This window comes from Kitasatospora sp. NPDC093806, from assembly GCF_040683335.1.
In the GTDB taxonomy this organism is placed as follows: Bacteria; Actinomycetota; Actinomycetes; order Streptomycetales; family Streptomycetaceae; genus Kitasatospora.
In genome coordinates this window covers 64,792-84,586 of record NZ_JBFBDO010000016.1, presented here as the reverse complement: position 1 = coordinate 84,586, position 19,795 = coordinate 64,792, and the positions used below count along the sequence as shown (strand labels likewise).

Genomic DNA, 19,795 nt, shown 5'->3' with positions numbered 1-19,795 from the left:
AGGCGTGTCAGGGTCGTCAGGAGTCCTGCGAGGTGCGGTCGGTGACCGGGTTCATGGCGCGGGCCGCGAGGAAGGCGTTCAGCCCGGCGACGGTCCGCAGGTCGCCCTCCGGGCCGAGGTCGAGCAGTCGGCCCAGGACGGCGGCCTCGCGTTCGCCGGCCACGCCGAGCGCCGCCGCCGGGTCGGCCTCGGCCGGGACCCGCAGGTCCACCAGGCGGACGACGACGTCGTCGCGGTGGAAGACGGTGCTCGCCGCGACCGGGCCGGTCGGGTCGGCGGTGGCGAGGTTGTCGTGGTCGGCGAGCAGGTCGGCGACGGCCTGGCCGTCGCCCGGCCGCACCGGGTAGAGCACGGCGTGCCGGTGCAGCCGCCCGGAGGCGGGCGAGCCGGCGATCGCCTGGTGCTCGGCGGGCAGCGCGGCCCGGGCGAAGAAGGCGCGCGCGGCCTGCGGGTCGCCCAGCTGGCGGGCCTCCTCCAGGTACGGGTTGATCGCCTCCTCGACGGCCCGGACCTCGGGCTGCATGGCGACGTGCCGCAGCGCGTCGCCGAGGCTGCCGATCACCTCGACCGCGCGGACCACCCGGTTGCCGTGCATGAACAGCGAGGTGCGGCGCAGCCGGGTGTGCTCGTCGACCTCGGCCCGGGGGGAGGTGTAGCCGGACAGGATCCGGGCCACCTCCGGCTCGCTGCCGGGCTTGACGGTGAAGGTGAGCGCGTGCCGGACCACACCGTCCGGGCCGGGGTCGGCCTTGGGCGGGCCGGCCTGTCCGGCCGGGGCGGTGCGCGGCAGGTCGGCCGGCACCTCCAGCGGTGCCCGGGTGCCGGTGGCGCCGGCCGCCGAGGTGTCGCGCAGGACGGCGTAGCGCAGGGAACGGAAGGTGTCGCTGACGCAGCCGTGCATCGGCTTGACCATCTCGCGGTGGGCCGGGCTGTCCACCCACTCCAGGAAGGTCTCCTGGTCGCTCCACTCGCTGGTGATCAGCCACTGCCGGGGGTCGTTGATGGACTGGCAGAGCTGGTCGCTGATGTGGCCGGGGACCGAGGCCACCTGGTGCCGGAGCTGCTCGTACACGTCCATGAAGCGCTGCTGGGCGCCGTCCTGGATCTCCAGCATCAGCACCACCCGCAGGCGGGTCTCGGAGTCGGCGTGCTGCCGTGCGGGCGGTTCGGACAGAGTCGTCATGATCCACTTTCTGCTTCTGGGCCGCACGCGTCGGGGGCCGGGTGCGGCGGCTCCGGTGCCGGCGGGACCGGATGGGCCTGCGGCGGGAGGGGTGGTGCGGTGGCGTTCGGCCGGGAGGTCGGCGCCAGGCCTGAGGTCGATCGTGCGCGGCGGGCCCGGGTGGCGCGAGATATGCGGGCCATCCGGGCGAAGCGGCGGCAGAACGACCCCGCCGCGGGGGATGGAAGGACCGGGCCGCCGTGTCCGCGCGGCCCGTCGAGGGTGCCGCCGAGCCGCCCTGAAGGCTCCCAACTCCCGTACAGGCTGGAGCAATTGATGAATCCGAAGGTTGACGACCGGGTGCCGGTGCTGATCGTCGGCGGCTCGCTGGTCGGGCTGTCGGCCTCCCTCTTCCTGGGCCGACTGGGTGTCAGGCACCTGCTGGTCGAGAAGCACGCCGACACCTCGCATCACCCGCGTGGCCGAGGCAACAACGTCCGGACGATGGAGCTGTACCGGGTGGCCGGGATCGAGTCGGCGATCCGCGAGGCGGCCTCGGTCCTGGCCCCGAACCACGGCATCCTGCAGGCCCCCTCGCTGACCGGCGAGGAGCAGGAGTGGCTGTTCCGGGAGATCGACCCGGGCGGGCGGCTGGCCCGGTTCAGCCCCAGCTCCTGGTGCCTGTGCAGCCAGAACGACCTGGAGCCGGTGCTCCTCCGCTCGGCCCGCGAGCTGGGCGCGGACGTCCGCTTCGCCACCGAGCTGGTCTCCTTCGAGCAGGACGCGGACGGGGTGACGGCGCTGCTGCGCAGCCGGGAGACCGGGGAGGAGCGGGTGGTCCGGGCGGAGTACCTGATCGCGGCGGACGGTCCGCGCAGCCCGTCCCGGGAGCGGCTGGGGATCGGGCAGAGCGGGAAGGGCGAGCTGTTCCACAACGTCAGCATCACGTTCCGGGCGAAGCGGCTGGCGGAGGTGGTGGGGGACCGGCACTTCATCGCCTGCTACCTGACCGACCCGGAGGCGGACGGCGCGCTGCTGCCGGTCGACAACCACGAGGAGTGGGTGTTCCACGCGCCCTGGCACCCGGAGCACGGCGAGCCGCTGGAGGCGTTCACCGACGAGCGCTGCGTGCGGCACATCCGGGCGGCGATCGGGATGCCCGACCTCGACGTGGAGGTGACCGGGAAGGCCCCGTGGCACGCGGCCGAGCGGGTCGCCGACCGCTACTCGGCCGGGCGGGTGTTCCTGGCCGGGGACTCGGCGCACGAGATGTCCCCGACCGGCGCGTTCGGCTCCAACACCGGCATCCAGGACGCGCACAACCTGGCCTGGAAGCTGGCCGCGGTGCTGTGCGGCTGGGCCGGTCCGGAGCTGCTGGAGTCGTACGGGCGGGAGCGCCGGCCGGTGGCCCGGGTGACCGGTGAGCGCGCCTCGGCCCGGTCCGCCGAGCACAGCCACCCCGGGTACGCGGTGGTGCCGGGGGTGGGCCGGCAGGCCGGGGTGCTGGCGGTGGCGCTCGGTTACCGCTACCCGGACGGCGCGGTGGCCGGCGGCGATCCGGCCGGGCCGGTGGTGCCGGAGGCCTTCGAGTCGGCGGGCGAGCCGGGCAGCCGGGCGCCGCACCAGTGGCTGCTGCGGGCGGGGGTGAAGCTGTCCACCCTCGACCTGTACGAGCAGGCGATGGTGCTGCTGACCGGCCCCGCGGGCGCCCCCTGGCACGCGGCCGCCCGGCGGGCGGCGGACCGGCTGGCCGTCCCGCTGGACGCCTACCGGATCGGCAGCGGCGCGGCGGACGACCTGGCCCCGGAGCCGGGCTCCGACTTCGCCGCGCTGCACGGCATCCGTCCCGACGGCGCGCTGCTGGTCCGCCCGGACGGCTTCGTCGCCTGGCGCTCCGAGGGCCCGGCCGAGGACCCGGAGGGCGCCGTCGAGCAGGCCCTGCGCACGGTCCTGTCGCTGTAGCCGGGGACGCGTGAAGGGGCCCGCCGGTTGAGATACCGGCGGGCCCCTTCACATGATCGGCGGGGTCAGTGACCGCCCGCGTCGACCACCTCGACGTCCTCGATGTTCTGCTCGATGATCTCGGCCGGCAGCGCGACCCGGATCGCCCAGAAGTAGATCGCCAGCGAGAAGACGGCGACGCCCACCATGTCCCACCACATCGGGATCCGGCCGGTGCCCTCGCCGAAGCCGCCCTGCCAGGAGATCAGGCCGAGGCCGAGCAGGTAGACCGGCAGCCACTGGGCGGGACGCCAGTCCATCCGCGGCGCGTTCGGCAGGCCGCGGCCCTTGGCGTAGGCGGCGTAGCTGCCGAGCAGGACGTAGCCGATCACGATCGCGATGCCCAGGCGGGACAGGGTGTGCCAGCCGGACCAGTAGATGATGAGGCTGGAGACCACGAAGGAGACCGGGGCGATGGCCGCGCCGCCGGGCAGGCGGTACGAGCGCTCGCGGTCCGGCAGCCGGCGGCGCAGGGCGCCGAAGGCCAGCGGGGCGCCGGCGTACATCAGCACGCTCGCGGAGACGATGAAGCTGACCAGCTCCTGCCAGCTCGGGAAGGGCAGGAAGCAGATGACGCCGGTGACGAACGACATGATCAGGCCGAACCACGGCACGCCGCGCTTGTCGACGCGCTCGAAGAGCTGCGGCGCGTAGCCGTTCTTGCTCAGGCCGTACGCGATGCGCGAGGTCGAGGTGGTGTAGATCAGGCCGGTGCCGCCGGGGGAGACGATGGCGTCGAAGTACAGCACCCAGGCCAGCCAGCCGAGGCCGACGAGCGTCGCGAGGCCGGCGAACGGGCCCTCGATGCCGGGGAAGTCCAGCTTGTCCCAGCCGTTGGCGAAGGAGGCGGCGGGCAGCGCGGCGATGAAGACGACCTGGAGCAGGACGTAGATCACGGTGCCGATGGCGACCGAGCCGAGCACCGCGCGGGGGATGTCGCGCTTGGGGTTCTTGCTCTCGCCGGCCAGCTGGATGGCCTGCTCGAAGCCGAGCAGGGCGAAGATGATGCCGCTGGCGCTGACCGCGGTCAGCACGCCCTTGATGCCGAACGGGGCGAAGCCGTGCGAGGTGAAGTTGGAGCCGTGGAAGTTGGTCACGGCCAGCACGAAGATCGCGAACAGCGGGACGAAGATCTTCAGCCAGGTGGTGGCGCTGTTGGTGCGGGCGAGCACCCGGACGCCGAGGAAGTTGACCGCGACGAACAGGCCCATCAGCAGCACGGCGATGACGAAGCCGCTGGGGGTGAGGGTGCCGTTGTCGTTGAGGAAGCTCTTCGCGAACTCCCAGTGCCCGGCGTAGCCGATCATCGCCTCGACCTCGATCGGGGCGACGGTGGCGGCCTGGAGCCAGGAGAACCAGCCGAACGACATGCCGGCCAGGCCGCCGAACGCGTAGTGCGGGTAGCGCGCGGTGCCGCCGGCGACCGGGAACATGCCGCCGAGCTCGGCGTGCACGAAGGCGAGCAGCACGATCGCGACCGCGCCGATGCCCCAGGAGATGAGCGCTGCCGGTCCGGCGACGACGACGGCGTTCTTCGCGCCGTAGAGCCAGCCGGAGCCGATGATCGAGCCGACCGAGGCCCACATGAGGCCGATCAGTCCGACCTCGCGGCGGAGCGACCGGTGGGTGGTGGTGCCGGTGTCGGAGCCGGTGCTCGTGCCGGGCGGGGTGAGCTGGTTGAGGGAGGCCATGCGCAATCTCTCTAGGCTGTGGGAGCTCCGAAGCGGAGCGCGGAGAGTTGCCACACAGTAGGCGTATGCAGAGACCTCTGCACAGATTTCATTACCGAATGTTTACCTGTTTCGCCGGATATTCCCGCAGGTAGGAGGCTGTCTGTTCATGTGCCCGTTACGTGACCGGCGAGTAGTTTCGGTATTTGAGCGCGAATTGAGCTTCGCTTGTCGATCATGCAATATGGACGCTGAATAGAGTCATACACATGGCGTCAACCGCATAATGATGCTCCCCCGGAGGAGTGAGGCGGCCTGTCGCCCGGGTGGTTCGTCGGCTACGGTTTCGCACCACCGCGGCACAACGTCGTGTCCGCGCGCTCTGGACCCCCTCTCAAGGTGCGCGCAGATGAAACTCACCCCGCATGAGCAGGAGCGCCTGCTCGTCCACGTGGCCGCCGAGGTCGCCCGGGCCCGCCGGGCCCGCGGCTTACGGCTCAACCACCCCGAAGCGGTCGCCCTGATCACCTCGCACGTCCTCGAAGGCGCCCGGGACGGCCGGACCGTCGCCGAGCTGATGGACTCCGGCCGCCGGGTGCTCACCCGGGACGACGTCATGACGGGCATCCCCGAGATGATCCCCGACGTCCAGGTCGAGGCCACCTTCCCGGACGGCACCAAACTGGTCACCGTGCACGGACCGATCCGGTGACCGGCGCCGCCGGGCCGCCCGCCCCCGACGATCCGATCCCCGGTCAGATCCTGTACGGGGAGGGCGAGATCGGACTCAACGACGGCCTGCCGGTGACCCGGCTGACCGTCCTCAACGGCGCCGACCGGCCGGTCCAGGTCGGCTCCCACTACCACTTCGCCGAGGCCAACCCCGGCCTGGAGTTCGACCGGACGGCCGCCCGCGGCCACCGGCTCAACATCCCGGCCGGCACCGCCGTCCGCTTCGAACCGGGCATCCCGGTCGCCGTCGAACTGGTCCCGCTGCGCGGCCGCCGCGTCGTCCCCGGACTGCGCGGCGAGACCGGAGGGCCGCTCGATGACCACCGCTGACCACCCCGGCGGACCGGCCCTGCGGCTCGGGCGGCAGCGCTACGCCGACCTCTACGGGCCCACCACCGGCGACCGGATCCGGCTCGGCGACACCGACCTGCTGATCGAGGTCGAGGAGGACCGCTGCCGCGGCGGCGACGAGGCCGTCTTCGGCGGCGGCAAGGTCATCCGCGAGTCGATGGGCCAGGCCCGCACCAGCCGCGCCGAGGGCGCCCCGGACACCGTGATCACCGGCGCCGTGGTGCTCGACCACTGGGGCGTGGTCAAGGCCGACCTCGGCATCCGGGACGGCCGGATCACCGCCCTCGGCAAGGCCGGCAACCCCGACACCATGGACGGCGTCCACCCCGGCCTGGTGATCGGCCCGGAGACGGAGGTGATCTCCGGCAACGGCCGCATCCTGACCGCCGGCGCCGTCGACACCCACGTCCACCTGATCTGCCCGCAACTCGCCGACGAGGCCCTCGCCTCCGGGGTCACCACCCTGGTCGGCGGCGGCACCGGACCGGCCGAGGGCAGCCGGGCCACCACCGTCACCCCCGGCGGCTGGCACCTCGGCCGGATGTTCGCCGCCCTGGACGACCTCCCGGTCAACATCGGCCTGCTCGGCAAGGGGAACACCGTCAACCCGGCCGCCCTGCACGACCAGCTGCGGGCCGGCGCGCTCGGCTTCAAGATCCACGAGGACTGGGGCGCCACCCCCGCCGCGATCGACGCCTGCCTGCGGGTCTGCGACCTCAGCGGCGCCCAGCTCGCCCTGCACACCGACACCCTGAACGAGGCCGGCTTCGTCGGCGACACCCTCGCCGCGATCGCCGGCCGCGGCGTCCACGCCTACCACACCGAGGGCGCCGGCGGCGGCCACGCACCCGACATCATCACCGTGGTCAGCCACCCCAACGTGCTGCCCAGCTCCACCAACCCGACCCGGCCGCACACCGTCAACACCGTCGACGAGCACCTCGACATGCTGATGGTCTGCCACCACCTGAGCCCCAACGTGCCGGAGGACCTCGCCTTCGCCGAATCCCGGATCCGGCCCTCCACCATCGCCGCCGAGGACGTCCTGCACGACCTCGGCGCCATCGCCATCATGGGCTCCGACTCCCAGGCCATGGGCCGGATCGGGGAGGTGGTGCTGCGCACCTGGCAGACCGCCCACGTGATGAAGGCCCGACGCGGCCCGCTGCCCGGCGACGGCCGCGCCGACAACCACCGGGCCCGCCGCTACGTCGCCAAGTACACCGTCAACCCGGCCATCGCGCACGGCCTGGACGGGGAGATCGGCTCCGTCGAACCCGGCAAGCTCGCCGACCTGGTGCTCTGGTCGCCGGCCTTCTTCGGCGTCAAACCCGACCTGGTGATCAAGGGCGGACAGATCGCCCGGGCCCAGATCGGCGACGCCAACGCCTCCATCCCCACCCCCCAACCCGTCCTGCCCAGGCCGATGTTCGGCGCCACCGGCCGCGCCGCCGCGCGCACCTCGGTGAACTTCACCGCGCACGCCGCGATCGAGCACGGCCTGCCCGAACGGCTCGCCGAACAGCTCGGCGTGGCCAAGGAGTTCACCGCGATCCGGGACACCCGGCGGATCGGCAAGGAGCACCTGGTCAACAACGACGCCCGCCCGGACGTCCGGGTCGACCCCGACACCTTCACCGTCACCATCGACGGCGAACCCGTCACCCCGCAGCCCGTCACCGAACTCCCGCTCACCCAGCGGTACTTCCTCTTTTGAGCGGCACCGAAACGGGCGGCAGCGGCGCCCTGGCGGCGCTGCTGCTGCTCGCCGACGGCCGCTTCCCGGCCGGCGGACACGCCCACTCCGGCGGCGCCGAGGCCGCCGTCCGGGCCGGCCGGGTGCACGACGGCCCCAGCACGGCCGCCTTCCTCACCGGACGGCTGCACACCACCGGCCTCACCGCCGCCGCCCTCGCCGCCGCGGCCGCCGGCGGCCAGGACCCCGCCGTCCTGGACGAGGCCGCCGACGCCCGCACCCCCTCGCCCGCCCTGCGCGCCACCGGCCGACGGCTCGGCCGCCAGCTGCTGCGGGCCGCCCGCAGCGGCGGGCCGCAGCCCGCCCTCGACCGGCTGGCCGCCGACTACCCCGGCGGCCCGCACCAGCCCGTCGTCCTCGGCACCGCCGCCGCGGCCGCCGGACTCACCCCCCTCCAGGCCGCCACCGCGGCCGCCCACGAGAGCGTCAACGGCCCCGCCACCGCCTGCCTGCGCCTACTCGGCCTCGACCCCTACGAACTCGCCGCCGTCCTCGCCCGCCTCGCGCCCGAGCTCGACGCCGTCGCCGCCCGGGCCGCCGCGGCCGCCGAAGCCGCCGCCCACGACGGCCCGGACGCGCTGCCCGCCGCCTCCGCCCCGCTGCTCGACGTCCACGCCGAACAGCACCACACCTGGAAGGTCCGCCTCTTTGCATCGTGACCACGCCGACCCCGTCGACGCCCCCGCCCGCCACAGCTACACCGAACCCGCCACCGGCGCCGTCCGCCGCCGCGCCCTGCGGATCGGCCTCGGCGGCCCGGTCGGCTCCGGCAAGACCGCCACCGTCGCCGCGCTCTGCCGCGAACTGCGCGCCGAACTCTCGCTGGCCGTCGTCACCAACGACATCTACACCACCGAGGACGCCGAGTTCCTGCTCCGCAACGCCGTCCTGCCGCCCGAGCGGATCACCGCCGTCGAGACCGGCTGCTGCCCGCACACCGCCATCCGCGACGACATCTCCGCCAACCTGGAGGCCGTCGAGGAACTGGAGGCCGCGGTCGGCCCGCTCGACCTGGTCCTGGTCGAGTCCGGCGGCGACAACCTCACCGCCACCTTCAGCCGCGGCCTGGTCGACCACCAGATCTTCGTCATCGACGTCGCCGGCGGCGACAAGGTCCCGCGCAAGGGCGGCCCCGGCGTCACCGGCGCCGACCTGCTGGTCGTCAACAAGACCGACCTCGCCCCGCTGGTCGGCGCCGACCTCTCGGTGATGGCCCGGGACGCCGCCGCCCAGCGCGGCACCCTGCCCACCGTGTTCTGCTCGCTCACCGCCGCCGACGGCGTCGCCCCCGTCACCGCCTGGGTCCGCGAGCGCCTCGCCGACTGGCGCGCGGCCCCCCGGTGACAGCCGCTCCGGCGACGGCGGGCCTGCGCGCCCACGCCCGGCTGCGCGCCGAGCCGGACGGGCGGGGCACCGTCGCCCTGCCCGTCCTGGCCGGCGCCGGACCGATCGCGCTGCGCCGCACCCGGGACACCGACGGCGCCGCCCACGTGGTGCTGATCGGCTCGATGGCCGCCCCGCTCGGCGGCGACCACCTCACCCTGACCGCCGAGGTCGCCGACGGCGCCGCGCTCACCGTCACCAGCTCCGCCGCCACCCTCAGCCTGCCCGGCCCCCAGCCGGGCCCGGCCCACCTCGCCGTCCACCTCACCGTCGGCGCGGACGCCCGGCTCGACTGGCGCCCCGAACCCGTGATCGCCGCGAGCGGCAGCCACCTGCTCCTGCACACCCGGATCACCCTCGCCCCCGGCGCCCGGCTGCGCTACCGCGAGGAACAGGTCCTCGGCCGCCACCACGACCGCGTCCGCGGCGCCGTCCCCGGCCGGCTCACCTCCCGCCTCACCGTCCGCCGGGCCGGCCGCCTGCTGCTCGACCAGCAGACCGACCTCGGCCCCGGCGCCCCCGGCTGGGACGGCCCCGCCGTCCTCGGCCCGCACCGCAGCACCGGCCAGCTCCTCACCGTCGGCCACCCGCCCCCGCCCGAGCCCCCGCCCGGCGCCGACGCCGTCCTCCTCCGCCTCCCGCCCCCCGACGCCGTCCTGCTCACCGCCGCCGCCCCCGACGCCCTCACCCTGCGCACCCTGCTCGGCGGCGGCGCGGCCCCGGCCTGATCCACCGGACGCGTCCTAACCTGGGGCGATGACCGACCGACAGCCCGGGCCGCGTCCGCCGGTCCGGTACCGACCGCTCTCACCGCTGCGCGAGCACCTGCGCGAGTCGTTCTGGTTCGCGCCGCTGCTCACCTGCCTCGCCGCCGTGCTGCTGGCCGGCCTGACCGCCGAGCTGGACGAGGCGGTGGTGTCGCAGACGGTCGCCGAGACCGGCTCGGCCGACGAGCTGATGCGCTTCAGCGGCGCCGCCAAGGCCGTCGTCTCGACGGTGAGTTCGGCCATGCTGACGTTCATCGGCGTGGTCTTCTCGATCTCCCTGGTCGCCCTCCAGATGGGCGCCAGCCAGTTCTCCCCGCGCGTCCTGCGGCTCTACGTCCGCAGCCGGCTCACCAAGGCCACCTTCTCGGTTTGCCTGGCCACCTTCCTGTTCGCCCTGCTGGTCCAGCTCAGCTACGACGACTCCACCGACCCGGCGAAGGTCACCTCCGTCCCGGTCTTCTCCGGCCTGGCGGCCGTCCTGCTGATCCTGCTCAGCCTGGCCCTGTTCGTGCTGTACGTGCAGTCCACCATGCGGCTGCTGCGGGTCCCGCACGTGATCGACCGGGTCGCGAACGAGTCGGTGACCGTGCTGCTCCACTACCGGCTGACGGCCACCGGCCCGCCGCCGCCCGCCGTGCCCGAGGACGCGCTCACCCTGCTGCACGAGGGCCGCTCCGGGGTGCTGCGGGACGTCAACATCGGGCGGCTGCTGCGGATCGCCCGCAAGCACGACGCGGTGCTCCACCTGGTGCCGCGGATCGGCGACTTCATCGCCCCCGGCACCCCGGTCGTGCGGGTGGCCGGCGACCGGCCACCGCCGCCGCGGCGGATCGCCTGGGCGCTGAACGTCGGCGTCGACCGCACCATGCACCAGGACCTGAGCTTCGGCTTCCGCCAGCTGGTCGACATCGCGATCCGGGCGCTCTCCCCGGCGGTCAACGACCCGACCACCGCCGTGCAGTCCGTCGACCGGATCCACCAACTGCTAGCGATGCTCGTCCACGAGAGCTTCGGGGACCTCTCGCACCGGGACCGGGCGGGCGTGATCCGGCTGGTCGAGCCGGTGCCGGACTGGCGCAACGTGGTGGACCTCGCGTTCACCGAGATCCGGCTCTGCGGCGCCGGCCACCCCCAGGTGACCCGCCGGCTGGCCGCCGCTCTGGACGACCTGCTGCGCATCGCGCCGGAGCACCGCCGCCCCGAACTCCTGGAGCAGCGTGCCCTGCTGGACCGCGCGGTGGCGGCCGAGCTGACCGACCCCGAGGTGCGGTCCTTCGCCCTCCGCCCGGACCGCCAGGGCATCGGCTGAGTAAGCTGCCGTCCATGCGCTTCAAGATCCTGCCGCCGCCCGTCCGCTAGCGGGCGGCCCACTCCACGCACACCACCCCGGAGGCCCTGCCGCCGCCGGGTCGATGAGTGCCGCCCGCGTCACCGGTGGACCTCATCCGGCCGGGCCCCGCCCGGCACCCCGTCGTGGAGAACGAACGCATGACCACTCGACTCGCCGTGCCGGTCCGGCACGGCCTGCTGTCCATCTCGGCCGCCGCCGTCGCCTGGGGCGTGGGCGGAGCCGTCGCCGCGCTGCTCATGGGCGCCGCCGGGCTCGGCCCTGTCGCCGTCTGCGCCTGGCGGTTCGCCGTCGCGGCCGGCTGCCTCGCCCTGCTGCCCGCCGCCCGGCGGAGCGCCGCCGCCGCCTCGCCCCGCGCGGCCGTGCTGACCGGGCTCGGCCTAGCGGTCAGCCAGTGCGCCTACTTCGGCTCGGTCCGGTACGCCGGGCTGGGGCTCGGCACCCTGGTGACCATCGGCGCCGGCCCGGTGCTCACCAGCCTCGGCGCCCACCTGCTGCTCGGCGAGCGGCTGACCGGCCGGGCGGTGGCCGCCAACCTGCTCGCACTGGGCGGGCTGACCCTGCTGGTGGCCGCCCCGGCGGCCGGTCCGCGCCCGGTGCTCGGGGTCGCGCTCGCGGTCCTGGGCGGGGCCGGGCAGAGCGGGCTGACCCTCTGGGCCCGCGGCGGCGGCGAGGCGCGCGCCTCGACCGGCGCGTTCACCACCGGACTGCTCTGCCTGCTGCCGCTCGCCTGGGCGGAAGCGGCGGGCGGCGGTCTACTGCCGTCCACCGGGACGCCGCTGCTCACCGGCGCGGCGCTGCTGTTCCTCGGCACGGTGCCGACGCTGCTGGCCTACCGCTGGTACTTCGCCGGGCTGGCCGCCGTGCCGGGGGCCACCGCCGCCGTCCTGGTGCTGCTGGAGCCGGCCACCGCGGCCGTGCTCGGCGTCGCCTGCTTCGGCGAACCGCTCACCGCCGGTCTGCTGGCCGGCTCGGCGCTGCTGCTGACCGCGATCGCGGCGCTCACCCGGCGCCCCGGGTAACCGGTGGACGGCCCGCGCCCCCCTGGTCGGGTCAGGGGGAGCGCGGGCCGTCAGGGCACCGAGCGCAGGGCCGGCTGGGCCGGGACGAGCGCCCGCAGCACCAGGTCGACGTGGACGTGCGCGGCTCCGGCCCGGAGCAGCGCGGTGGAGACGGCGCGTAACTCCTCCGGCCCGGTGCAGGCCAGCCGGAGTTCGAGGTCGGCGTCGCCGGCCAGCGCCAGCCCGCTCTGCACCGCCGGGATCTCGGCGGCCAGCCGGTCGAAGTCGAGCGGCACCGGGCCGTAGCTCACCCGGGCGAGGGCCTGGAGCGGGCGGGCCGGTTCCGGCCGGGGTGCTTCGGGGACGAGGTGGAGCGCGCTCACCGGCGTTGGAGCCTTACGCCGGGGCGATGGGCGGCCGCCCCGCCGGCCACCGGTGTGACCGGTGGGGCGACCAGGCGCGGATCCAGGACGAGTTCCTCGACGCCGAGCGGCGCGGTGAGCGCGCGCAGCGCGGGTTCGCCGAGCTCGACGGCGGGCTGCTCCGGTCCGAGCAGCTCGGCCAGCGCGCCGGCGGAGCTGAAGGCGACGGCGCAGCGGCGGCCGTCGCGGAGGCGGAAGAGGCGGAGGGCGGTGGTGGGTCCGGTGGCGGTGACCGGGACGTGCCAGACGACGACGCGGGCCATGCGGGTGCTCCCGAGTGGTGGTGGGACCTGCCGGAACTGCTCCTCCGAAGCTAGGGCGACGGCGGGCGCCCGGTGAACCGTCCTGACGCAGCGTTGACCGAATGCAGCGGTGCGTTGACGAAGTCCTGACGGTCGGGTGCACCGCTGACCGGACAGGATTCCCTATCCTTCCCTATCGCTCCCTGTCTTCTGGTAGCTTGCGTAACGAAGAAATATCACGCGAGAGGGTGAGCGGTGCCGGAGTACTACTCGGTCGAGCAGGTCGCCGAACTGCTGGGTCTGCACGTCCGGACGGTCCGCGGCTACGTCCGCGACGGCCGGCTGCGGGCGACCAGGATCGGCAAGCAGTACCGGATCGCCCGTCCGGACTTCGAGGCGTTCACCGGCGTCGAGCCGGGCGGCCCCGAGTCCGGGGCCCCGGCGGCGCCGGCCGTCCCCGGCCCGCTGCACGTCGAGGCCTCCACCGTCGTCCAGATCGACGGCATCGGCACCCGGGAGGCCGTCCGGCTGTCCAACACCCTGGTGGCGCTGGTCTCCGGCCCGCGCGGCAACGCCGTCCCGGTGCGGGTGGAGTCCCTGCACAACGAGGAGCGCGCCACCCTGAAGCTGATCATCCTCGGCGACCCGGCCGACACGGCCGAGCTGCTCGCCGTCGTCCACTCACTGACCACGGAGAACCGTCATGTCTGAGTACTCCGCCACCGCCCCGGTCACCGCCCTGCGACTGCCTGCCGAGGGCCCGCCGATCCGCGACGAGGCCGCCGCGGCGGACGTCATCGCCGAGGTGTGGGCCCGCGACACCGCGTGGGCGGTCGTCCCGGCCGAGCGCTTCCCGGACGAGTTCTTCACGCTGGGCAACCGGATCGCCGGCGGCATCGTGCAGAAGTTCGCCAACTACCGGATCGGCCTCGCCATCGTCGGCGACATCTCCCGGCACACCGCGGCGAGCGGGGCGCTGCGCGACTTCGTCCGGGAGAGCAACCGGGGCGGACAGCTCTGGTTCCTCGCCGACGAGGCCGAGTTCGACGCCCGGCTGGCCGCCCGGAACCGCCGCGGCTGACCCGCTCCGCTTGCCGCGCGACCGCGCCGGGACGACCGTGGAGCTGATCCGTGGCGGGGGGAGGTGGAGCGGAGGGGCGATCACGAGATATCTTGACGTCAAGACGTTGGAGACGTGAAGCGGAGTACCGATGACTGACTCGACCATCATCTATACGCACACCGACGAGGCGCCGGCCCTGGCAACGTACTCGTTCCTGCCGGTGGTCCAGGCGTACGCCTCGACGGCGGGCGTCAAGGTGGAGACTCGCGACATCTCCCTCGCCGGGCGGATCATCGCGAGCTTCCCGGAGCGTCTGACCGAGGACCAGCGGATCGGCGACGCGCTCGCCGAGCTGGGCGCCCTCGCCAAGACCCCGGGCGCCAACATCATCAAGCTGCCCAACATCTCGGCCTCGATCCCGCAGCTCAAGGCCGCGATCGCCGAGCTCCAGGCGCAGGGCTACGCGCTGCCGGACTACCCGGACGACCCGCAGTCCGACGAGGACAAGGACGTCCGCGCCCGCTACGACAAGGTCAAGGGCAGCGCCGTCAACCCGGTCCTGCGCGAGGGCAACTCGGACCGCCGCGCCCCCGCGTCGGTCAAGAACTACGCCAAGACCCACCCGCACCGCATGGGCGCCTGGACGGCCGACTCCAAGACCAATGTCGCCACCATGGGCCAGAACGACTTCCGCTCCACCGAGAAGTCGACCGTGATCGCCGCGGACGGCGCCCTGCGCATCGAGCTGGTCGCCGCGGACGGCACCACCACCGTGCTGCGCGAGTCGGTCCCGGTGCTGGCCGGCGAGGTCGTGGACGCCTCCGTGCTGCGCGCCGCCGCGCTGAACGAGTTCCTGGCCGCGCAGGTCGCCCGCGCCAAGGCCGAGGGCGTGCTGTTCTCGGTCCACCTCAAGGCCACCATGATGAAGGTCTCCGACCCGATCATCTTCGGCCACGTGGTCCGCGCCTTCTTCCCGAAGACCTTCGCCGCCTACGGCGAGGCGCTGCTGGGCGCCGGCCTGAACCCGAACAACGGCCTGGGCGGCATCCTGGCCGGCCTGGACGCGCTGCCGAACGGCGCCGAGATCAAGGCCTCGTTCGACGCCGAGATCGCCGAGGGCCCGGCCCTGGCCATGGTCGACTCGGACAAGGGCATCACCAACCTGCACGTCCCGAGCGACGTCATCGTCGACGCCTCGATGCCGGCCATGATCCGCACCTCCGGCCACATGTGGGGCCCGGACGGCAAGGAGGCCGACACCCTGGCCGTCCTGCCGGACAGCAGCTACGCGGGCGTCTACCAGGCCGTCATCGAGGACTGCCGCGCCCACGGCGCCCTGGACCCGGCCACCATCGGCTCGGTCCCGAACGTCGGCCTGATGGCGCAGGCGGCCGAGGAGTACGGCAGCCACGACAAGACCTTCGAGATCGCCACCGCGGGCACCGTCCGCCTGGTCGACGCCGCGGGCGACGTCGTGCTGGAGCAGGCCGTCGAGCCGGGCGACATCTTCCGCTCCTGCCAGACCAAGGACCTGCCGATCCGCGACTGGGTGAAGCTCGCCGTCACCCGCGCCCGGGTCAGCGGCACCCCGGCGGTCTTCTGGCTGGACGAGAGCCGCGCGCACGACGCCGTCCTGATCGGGAAGGTCAAGACCTACCTCGCGGACCACGACACCACCGGTCTGCAGATCGAGATCAAGTCCCCGGTCGAGGCCACCACCTTCTCGCTGGAGCGGATCCGCCGCGGCGAGGACACCATCTCGGTCACCGGCAACGTGCTGCGCGACTACCTGACCGACCTGTTCCCGATCCTGGAGCTGGGCACCAGCGCCAAGATGCTGTCGGTCGTCCCGCTGATCAACGGCGGCGGCCTGTTCGAGACCGGCGCCGGCGGCTCCGCCCCGAAGCACGTCCAGCAGCTGGTCAAGGAGAACTACCTGCGCTGGGACAGCCTGGGCGAGTTCTTCGCGCTGGCCGCCAGCTTCGAGCACCTGGCCCGCACCACCGAGAACGCCCGCGCCCAGGTGCTGGCCGACACGCTGGACCGCGCCACCGGCACCTTCCTCAACGAGGACAAGTCGCCGAGCCGCCGCCTCGGTGGCATCGACAACCGCGGCAGCCACTTCTTCCTGGCCCTGTACTGGGCCCAGGAGCTGGCCGGGCAGACCGAGGACGCCGCGCTGGCCGAGGCCTTCGCCGGTCTCGCCAAGGCCCTCGGCGAGCAGGAGCAGGTCATCGTCGAGGAGCTCGTCGCGGTGCAGGGCTCCCCGGTCGAGCTGGGCGGCTACTACCAGCCGGACCCGGCCAAGGCCGCGGCCGTGATGCGTCCGTCGAAGACCTTCAACGAGGCGCTGGCCAACCTCGGCTGACCAGAGGTGAGTTGAACGACCCGGGAGGCCCCGGGGGTCCACAACGGACCCCCGGGGCCTCCCGGTTGTTACTCGCCCCGGCGCTCAGTGCCCCTCGCCCTCGGGGCGGGCCTGGCGGGGGAGCAGGAAGGCGACCGCGAAGGCGGCGGCGAGCAGTGCGGCGGTGAGCCCGTACGTCCGGCCGGCCGCGTGCTGGAAGCCGTCGGTGCCGGCCCAGCCGAAGAACGCGGTGCCGAGCAGGGCGACCCCGATCGAGCCGCCGAGCTGCTGCTGGGCGTTGAGCACGCCCGCGGCCGAGCCGGTCTCCTCCTCCTCGACGCCGGCCAGCGCGATGTCGAAGAACGGCGCCATGATCAGGCCGAGGCCGAAACCGGCGACGGCGAGCGCGGGGATCAGCCCCCAGCTGGTGAGGCCGGCGCCCCAGTGCTCGACCGAGGCCCAGAGCCCGAGCGCGCCGACGGCGGCGACGACCATGCCGGCGTGCAGTACCCGGCGGCCGTGCTTGGGCGCCAGGGCGGCGCCGGACAGCACGGCGCCGCCGACCACGCCGATCGACAGCGGGATCATCGACAGCCCGGCGTGCAGCGGGGTCCAGCCGAGGCCGATCTGCAGGTAGAGGGTGAAGACCAGCATCAGGCCGGAGAGCGCGGCGAAGAACACCAGCCCGGTGGCGAGCGCCGAGACGAAGGCCCGCTTGCCGAACAGCGAGGGCTCGATCAGCGGAGTGCCGCCCCGGCGCAGGACGTGCCGCTGGTGGAGCGTGAACAGCCAGAGGGTCGGCAGCGAGGCGGCCATCGCGACGAAGGTCCACAGCGGCCAGTCCAGCTCGCGGCCCTGGACCAGCGGGTAGACCAGCAGCAGGACGGCGAGGCTGAGCACCACGACGCCCACCGGGTCGAGCCGGGCGGTGCCGGCGGCGCGGGTACGGCGGTCGGCTGGCAGGATGCGGGTCGCCGCGAGGACGGTGAGCAGGCCGACCGGCAGGTTGATCAGGAAGACGGTCCGCCAGCCGAGGCCGAACCAGTCGGCGTCGGTGAGGTAGCCGCCGAGGGTGGGGCCGAGCACCGAGGAGAGGCCGAGGACCGGGCCGAACAGGCCGAAGGCGGCGCCCATCTCCTTGGGCGGGAACATCTCCTTGATGATGCCGAGGCCCTGCGGGATCAGCAGCGCGGCGAACAGGCCCTGCACGGTGCGGGCGGCGATCAGGGTGCCGGCGCCGGGTGCGGCCGCGCAGAGCACCGAGGCCAGCGTGAAGCCGGCCGCGCCGACGGTGAACAGGCGCTTGCGGCCGAAGAGGTCGCCGAGCCGGCCGCCGGTGATCAGCAGGACGGCGAAGGCGAGGGTGTACGCGGCGGAGATCCACTGGATCTGCGCGTCGCTGCCGCCGAGGTCCCGCCGGATGGCGGGCGAGGCGACGCCGACGATCGTGGTGTCGAGGAGGTCCATGATCTCGGCGGCCAGGATGACGGCGAGGCCGGCCCAGCGCAGCCGGTAGCCGGTGGGCGGGGTCCCGGTGGACCGAGGAGGGGCGATCTGACTGGTCATGGGTGTGTGCACTCCGGAATCAGAGCGGAATCAGCGCGGAATCAGCGCGGGTGACGAACGGCGTTCGCCATAACGAACACTGTTTTTCTCAACGAACAGTGTTCTCCCATGGAACGGTGTTCGTGTCAAGTAATCTGGGACCCGTCACCGACCACGAAGGAGCCCCCATGACCAGTGCCGCCTCGCGACCCGGCTGGCCCGATCAGTGGCGGGAGAAGGCGAAGCCGGCCCCCCGGCGCCAGCCGCTGAGCCGGGAGCGGATCGTCGAGGCGGCCCTGCGGATCGTCGACACCGAGGGCATGGACGCGCTCAGCATGCGGCGGGTCGGCCAGGAGCTCGGCACCGGCGCGGCCAGCCTCTACGCCCACGTCGGGAGTAAGGAGGAGCTGGTCGAGCTCGTCCTGGACCTCGCCTACGCCGAGATCGAGCTGGAGCCGGCCGACCCGGCCCAGTGGCAGGAGCAGATCAAGCGCCTGCTGCGGCGCTCCCGCCAGGTGCTGCTCTCGCACCGGGATCTGGCCAAGGCCGCGGTGGTCGCCAACGTCCCGGTCACCCCGCACGCGATGGACATCGCCGAGGCCATGCTCGGGATGCTGCGGGCCGGCGGCCTGGACGCCCAGACCGCCTCCTACGGGGTCGACCTGCTCGGGCTCTACACCACCGCGACGGCGTACGAGGCGTCCACCCGGGGCGGCGGGAACACCGAGGAGTTCACCGGGCGGATCCGGGACTACTTCGCGACCATCCCGGTCGAGCGCTACCCGCTGATCACCTCGATGGCCGTGTCGCTCACCCGCAACGTCGGCGAGGAGCGCTTCGAGTTCGGCCTGGACATCCTGGTCGCCGGCCTCGCCCGGCAGGCGCCGGAACAGGCCCGCTGAGGCCCGGAGCGGCGGCACGGGCCCCGGAGCGGCGGAACGGGCCCGGGAACGACGGAACCCCCGTCCGACGGTGGTCGGACGGGGGTTCCGGGGTGCTCCGCTGTTGCCGGGGCCTCAGCCGGCGTCGGCCGCCGGGCGCTGGCTGCGCTTGTCCAGCGAGGCCAGGTAGGCGTTGTACGCCGCCAGCTCGGCGTCACCGCTGCGGTCCTCGGCGCGGTCCCGGCGGCGGGACACCCGCTCCTCCGAGCGCATCCACTGGTAGACCAGCGCGATCAGCACGATCGCGGTCGGGATCTCGCCGAACGCCCAGGTGATGCCGCCGGCCAGCTTCTGGTCGGCCAGCAGATCGGTGCCGGGCGGCGCGCTCTCGGTGGTGAAGGTCTTCACCAGCTGGTGGTTGGCCATCATCACCGCGACGCCGAAGAAGGCGTGGAACGGCATCCCCATGAACAGCTCGATGATCCGCATCACGTGGCTCGGCCGGTGCGGGCCCGGGTCCACGCCCATGATCGGCCAGAAGAACGCCAGGCCGGTCGCCAGGAAGTGCACCATCATGGCGATGTGCCCGAGCCGGTACTGCATGAGGAAGTCGAACAGCGGGGTGAAGTAGACCCCGTAGAGGCTCGCGATGAACAGCGGGATGGTGAACCCCGGGTGCGAGATCACCTTCATGTAGGTGGAGTGCAGCAGCGCCACCAGCAGCTCGCGCGGCCCGCGCGGCCGCCCCTTGCCGGCCGGGCGCAGCGCCCGCAGCGCCAGCGTGATCGGCCCGCCGAGCAGCAGCAGGATCGGCGACAGCATGGAGAGCACCATGTGCTGGATCATGTGCGCGCTGAACAGCACCATGCCGTAGTCGTTCAGCCCGGTGCAGGTGACCAGGATCACCGAGCCGGTGCCCAGCACCCAGGCGACCGTGCGTCCGATCGGCCAGTCGTCGCCGCGCCGCCGCAGCCGGACCACGCCGGTGACGTACAGCGCGAGCGCCACCAGGCTGCCGATCAGGAACACCCAGTCGGGGGACCAGGTGAGCACGTTGGAGAGCGAGAACGGTCCGAGTCGGGTCATCCCCCCGTGGTGGTGCATTCCTGACATTCCGTCGCCCA

19 protein-coding genes are annotated in these 19,795 nt (G+C 73.5%); 13 read left to right on the top strand and 6 right to left on the bottom strand.

The genetic code is table 11. From position 1 onward, the window contains the following. Positions 1-16: 16 nt before the first annotated feature. Positions 17-1,183 carry a SchA/CurD-like domain-containing protein gene (locus AB0N76_RS11760; protein WP_363555810.1) on the bottom strand — a complete coding sequence of 389 codons (1,167 nt, stop codon included), beginning with the start codon at positions 1,181-1,183 and terminating at the stop codon, positions 17-19. A gap of 315 nt (positions 1,184-1,498) precedes the next feature. Between AB0N76_RS11760 and AB0N76_RS11755 the strand changes: the two genes are divergently transcribed. Continuing rightward, the gene (locus AB0N76_RS11755; protein ID WP_363555808.1) at positions 1,499-3,124 is read left to right on the top strand and encodes an FAD-dependent monooxygenase; all 1,626 of its coding nucleotides are present in this window, start codon (positions 1,499-1,501) and stop codon (positions 3,122-3,124) included. A 65-nt stretch (positions 3,125-3,189) separates the two neighbouring features. Here AB0N76_RS11755 and AB0N76_RS11750 read toward each other — a convergent pair whose 3' ends face one another. Beyond that, a complete protein-coding gene (locus tag AB0N76_RS11750) occupies positions 3,190-4,854 on the bottom strand; it encodes an APC family permease (protein WP_363555806.1) in 1,665 nt (554 codons plus the stop codon). Between the two features lie 388 nt (positions 4,855-5,242). Here AB0N76_RS11750 and AB0N76_RS11745 point away from each other — a divergent pair, with 388 nt between their 5' ends. From AB0N76_RS11745 to AB0N76_RS11710, 8 genes are all read left to right on the top strand, one after another. Next, positions 5,243-5,545, top strand: coding sequence for an urease subunit gamma (locus tag AB0N76_RS11745; RefSeq protein ID WP_363555804.1), 303 nt, complete (start codon positions 5,243-5,245; stop codon positions 5,543-5,545). Continuing rightward, positions 5,542-5,895, top strand: coding sequence for an urease subunit beta (locus AB0N76_RS11740; RefSeq protein WP_363555802.1), 354 nt, complete (start codon positions 5,542-5,544; stop codon positions 5,893-5,895). Before AB0N76_RS11745 ends, AB0N76_RS11740 begins: the two co-directional genes overlap by 4 nt. After that, positions 5,882-7,633, top strand: coding sequence for an urease subunit alpha (locus tag AB0N76_RS11735; protein WP_363555800.1), 1,752 nt, complete (start codon positions 5,882-5,884; stop codon positions 7,631-7,633). Before AB0N76_RS11740 ends, AB0N76_RS11735 begins: the two co-directional genes overlap by 14 nt. Beyond that, the gene (locus tag AB0N76_RS11730) at positions 7,630-8,331 is read left to right on the top strand and encodes an urease accessory UreF family protein (RefSeq protein WP_363555798.1); all 702 of its coding nucleotides are present in this window, start codon (positions 7,630-7,632) and stop codon (positions 8,329-8,331) included. The genes AB0N76_RS11735 and AB0N76_RS11730 overlap by 4 nt, the downstream gene beginning before the upstream one ends. After that, positions 8,321-9,016, top strand: a complete 696-nt coding sequence (ureG, locus tag AB0N76_RS11725) for an urease accessory protein UreG (protein ID WP_363555796.1) — start codon at positions 8,321-8,323, stop codon at positions 9,014-9,016. Before AB0N76_RS11730 ends, ureG begins: the two co-directional genes overlap by 11 nt. Then, positions 9,013-9,783 carry an urease accessory protein UreD gene (locus tag AB0N76_RS11720; RefSeq protein WP_363555794.1) on the top strand — a complete coding sequence of 257 codons (771 nt, stop codon included), beginning with the start codon at positions 9,013-9,015 and terminating at the stop codon, positions 9,781-9,783. Before ureG ends, AB0N76_RS11720 begins: the two co-directional genes overlap by 4 nt. Before the next feature lie 28 nt (positions 9,784-9,811). Further along, positions 9,812-11,131, top strand: a complete 1,320-nt coding sequence (locus AB0N76_RS11715; RefSeq protein WP_363555792.1) for a DUF2254 domain-containing protein — start codon at positions 9,812-9,814, stop codon at positions 11,129-11,131. Between the two features lie 179 nt (positions 11,132-11,310). Continuing rightward, positions 11,311-12,192, top strand: a complete 882-nt coding sequence (locus AB0N76_RS11710; protein ID WP_363555790.1) for a DMT family transporter — start codon at positions 11,311-11,313, stop codon at positions 12,190-12,192. A 50-nt stretch (positions 12,193-12,242) separates the two neighbouring features. On the opposite strand, the gene AB0N76_RS11705 is transcribed toward AB0N76_RS11710, so the two are convergent. Then, positions 12,243-12,554 (bottom strand): hypothetical protein, encoded by a 312-nt coding sequence (locus AB0N76_RS11705; protein WP_363555788.1) that lies wholly within the window; start codon positions 12,552-12,554, stop codon positions 12,243-12,245. Beyond that, positions 12,551-12,856 carry an SAV_915 family protein gene (locus AB0N76_RS11700; protein ID WP_363555786.1) on the bottom strand — a complete coding sequence of 102 codons (306 nt, stop codon included), beginning with the start codon at positions 12,854-12,856 and terminating at the stop codon, positions 12,551-12,553. Before AB0N76_RS11700 ends, AB0N76_RS11705 begins: the two co-directional genes overlap by 4 nt. Positions 12,857-13,090: 234 nt before the next feature. Between AB0N76_RS11700 and AB0N76_RS11695 the strand changes: the two genes are divergently transcribed. From AB0N76_RS11695 to AB0N76_RS11685, 3 genes are all read left to right on the top strand, one after another. Next, positions 13,091-13,546: a helix-turn-helix domain-containing protein gene (locus AB0N76_RS11695; protein ID WP_363555784.1), complete on the top strand. Its 456-nt coding sequence runs from the start codon at positions 13,091-13,093 to the stop codon at positions 13,544-13,546. Continuing rightward, the gene (locus AB0N76_RS11690; protein ID WP_363555782.1) at positions 13,539-13,916 is read left to right on the top strand and encodes a DUF4180 domain-containing protein; all 378 of its coding nucleotides are present in this window, start codon (positions 13,539-13,541) and stop codon (positions 13,914-13,916) included. The genes AB0N76_RS11695 and AB0N76_RS11690 overlap by 8 nt, the downstream gene beginning before the upstream one ends. 130 nt (positions 13,917-14,046) lie before the next feature. Next, on the top strand, positions 14,047-16,266 hold the full coding sequence (locus tag AB0N76_RS11685; RefSeq protein ID WP_363555780.1) for an NADP-dependent isocitrate dehydrogenase: 2,220 nt from the start codon (positions 14,047-14,049) through the stop codon (positions 16,264-16,266). An 84-nt stretch (positions 16,267-16,350) separates the two neighbouring features. On the opposite strand, the gene AB0N76_RS11680 is transcribed toward AB0N76_RS11685, so the two are convergent. Continuing rightward, positions 16,351-17,811, bottom strand: coding sequence for an MFS transporter (locus AB0N76_RS11680; RefSeq protein ID WP_363555778.1), 1,461 nt, complete (start codon positions 17,809-17,811; stop codon positions 16,351-16,353). Positions 17,812-17,978: 167 nt separating this feature from the next. Here AB0N76_RS11680 and AB0N76_RS11675 point away from each other — a divergent pair, with 167 nt between their 5' ends. Continuing rightward, positions 17,979-18,692, top strand: a complete 714-nt coding sequence (locus AB0N76_RS11675; RefSeq protein ID WP_363555776.1) for a TetR/AcrR family transcriptional regulator — start codon at positions 17,979-17,981, stop codon at positions 18,690-18,692. Positions 18,693-18,806: 114 nt separating this feature from the next. Here the strand turns inward: AB0N76_RS11675 and AB0N76_RS11670 are convergent, their stop codons facing one another. Continuing rightward, positions 18,807-19,775, bottom strand: coding sequence for a cytochrome c oxidase assembly protein (locus AB0N76_RS11670; RefSeq protein WP_363555774.1), 969 nt, complete (start codon positions 19,773-19,775; stop codon positions 18,807-18,809). Positions 19,776-19,795 lie beyond the last annotated feature (20 nt).

Coding starts and splice junctions, on each gene's coding strand:
- AB0N76_RS11685 (WP_363555780.1), top strand. CDS start 14,047: ATGACTGACTCGACCATCATCTATACGCACACCGACGAGGCGCCGGCC.
- AB0N76_RS11715 (WP_363555792.1), top strand. CDS start 9,812: ATGACCGACCGACAGCCCGGGCCGCGTCCGCCGGTCCGGTACCGACCG.
- AB0N76_RS11750 (WP_363555806.1), bottom strand. CDS start 4,854: ATGGCCTCCCTCAACCAGCTCACCCCGCCCGGCACGAGCACCGGCTCC.
- AB0N76_RS11670 (WP_363555774.1), bottom strand. CDS start 19,775: ATGCACCACCACGGGGGGATGACCCGACTCGGACCGTTCTCGCTCTCC.
- AB0N76_RS11735 (WP_363555800.1), top strand. CDS start 5,882: ATGACCACCGCTGACCACCCCGGCGGACCGGCCCTGCGGCTCGGGCGG.
- AB0N76_RS11760 (WP_363555810.1), bottom strand. CDS start 1,183: ATGACGACTCTGTCCGAACCGCCCGCACGGCAGCACGCCGACTCCGAG.
- AB0N76_RS11745 (WP_363555804.1), top strand. CDS start 5,243: ATGAAACTCACCCCGCATGAGCAGGAGCGCCTGCTCGTCCACGTGGCC.
- AB0N76_RS11675 (WP_363555776.1), top strand. CDS start 17,979: ATGACCAGTGCCGCCTCGCGACCCGGCTGGCCCGATCAGTGGCGGGAG.
- AB0N76_RS11710 (WP_363555790.1), top strand. CDS start 11,311: ATGACCACTCGACTCGCCGTGCCGGTCCGGCACGGCCTGCTGTCCATC.
- AB0N76_RS11680 (WP_363555778.1), bottom strand. CDS start 17,811: ATGACCAGTCAGATCGCCCCTCCTCGGTCCACCGGGACCCCGCCCACC.
- AB0N76_RS11700 (WP_363555786.1), bottom strand. CDS start 12,856: ATGGCCCGCGTCGTCGTCTGGCACGTCCCGGTCACCGCCACCGGACCC.
- AB0N76_RS11690 (WP_363555782.1), top strand. CDS start 13,539: ATGTCTGAGTACTCCGCCACCGCCCCGGTCACCGCCCTGCGACTGCCT.
- AB0N76_RS11755 (WP_363555808.1), top strand. CDS start 1,499: ATGAATCCGAAGGTTGACGACCGGGTGCCGGTGCTGATCGTCGGCGGC.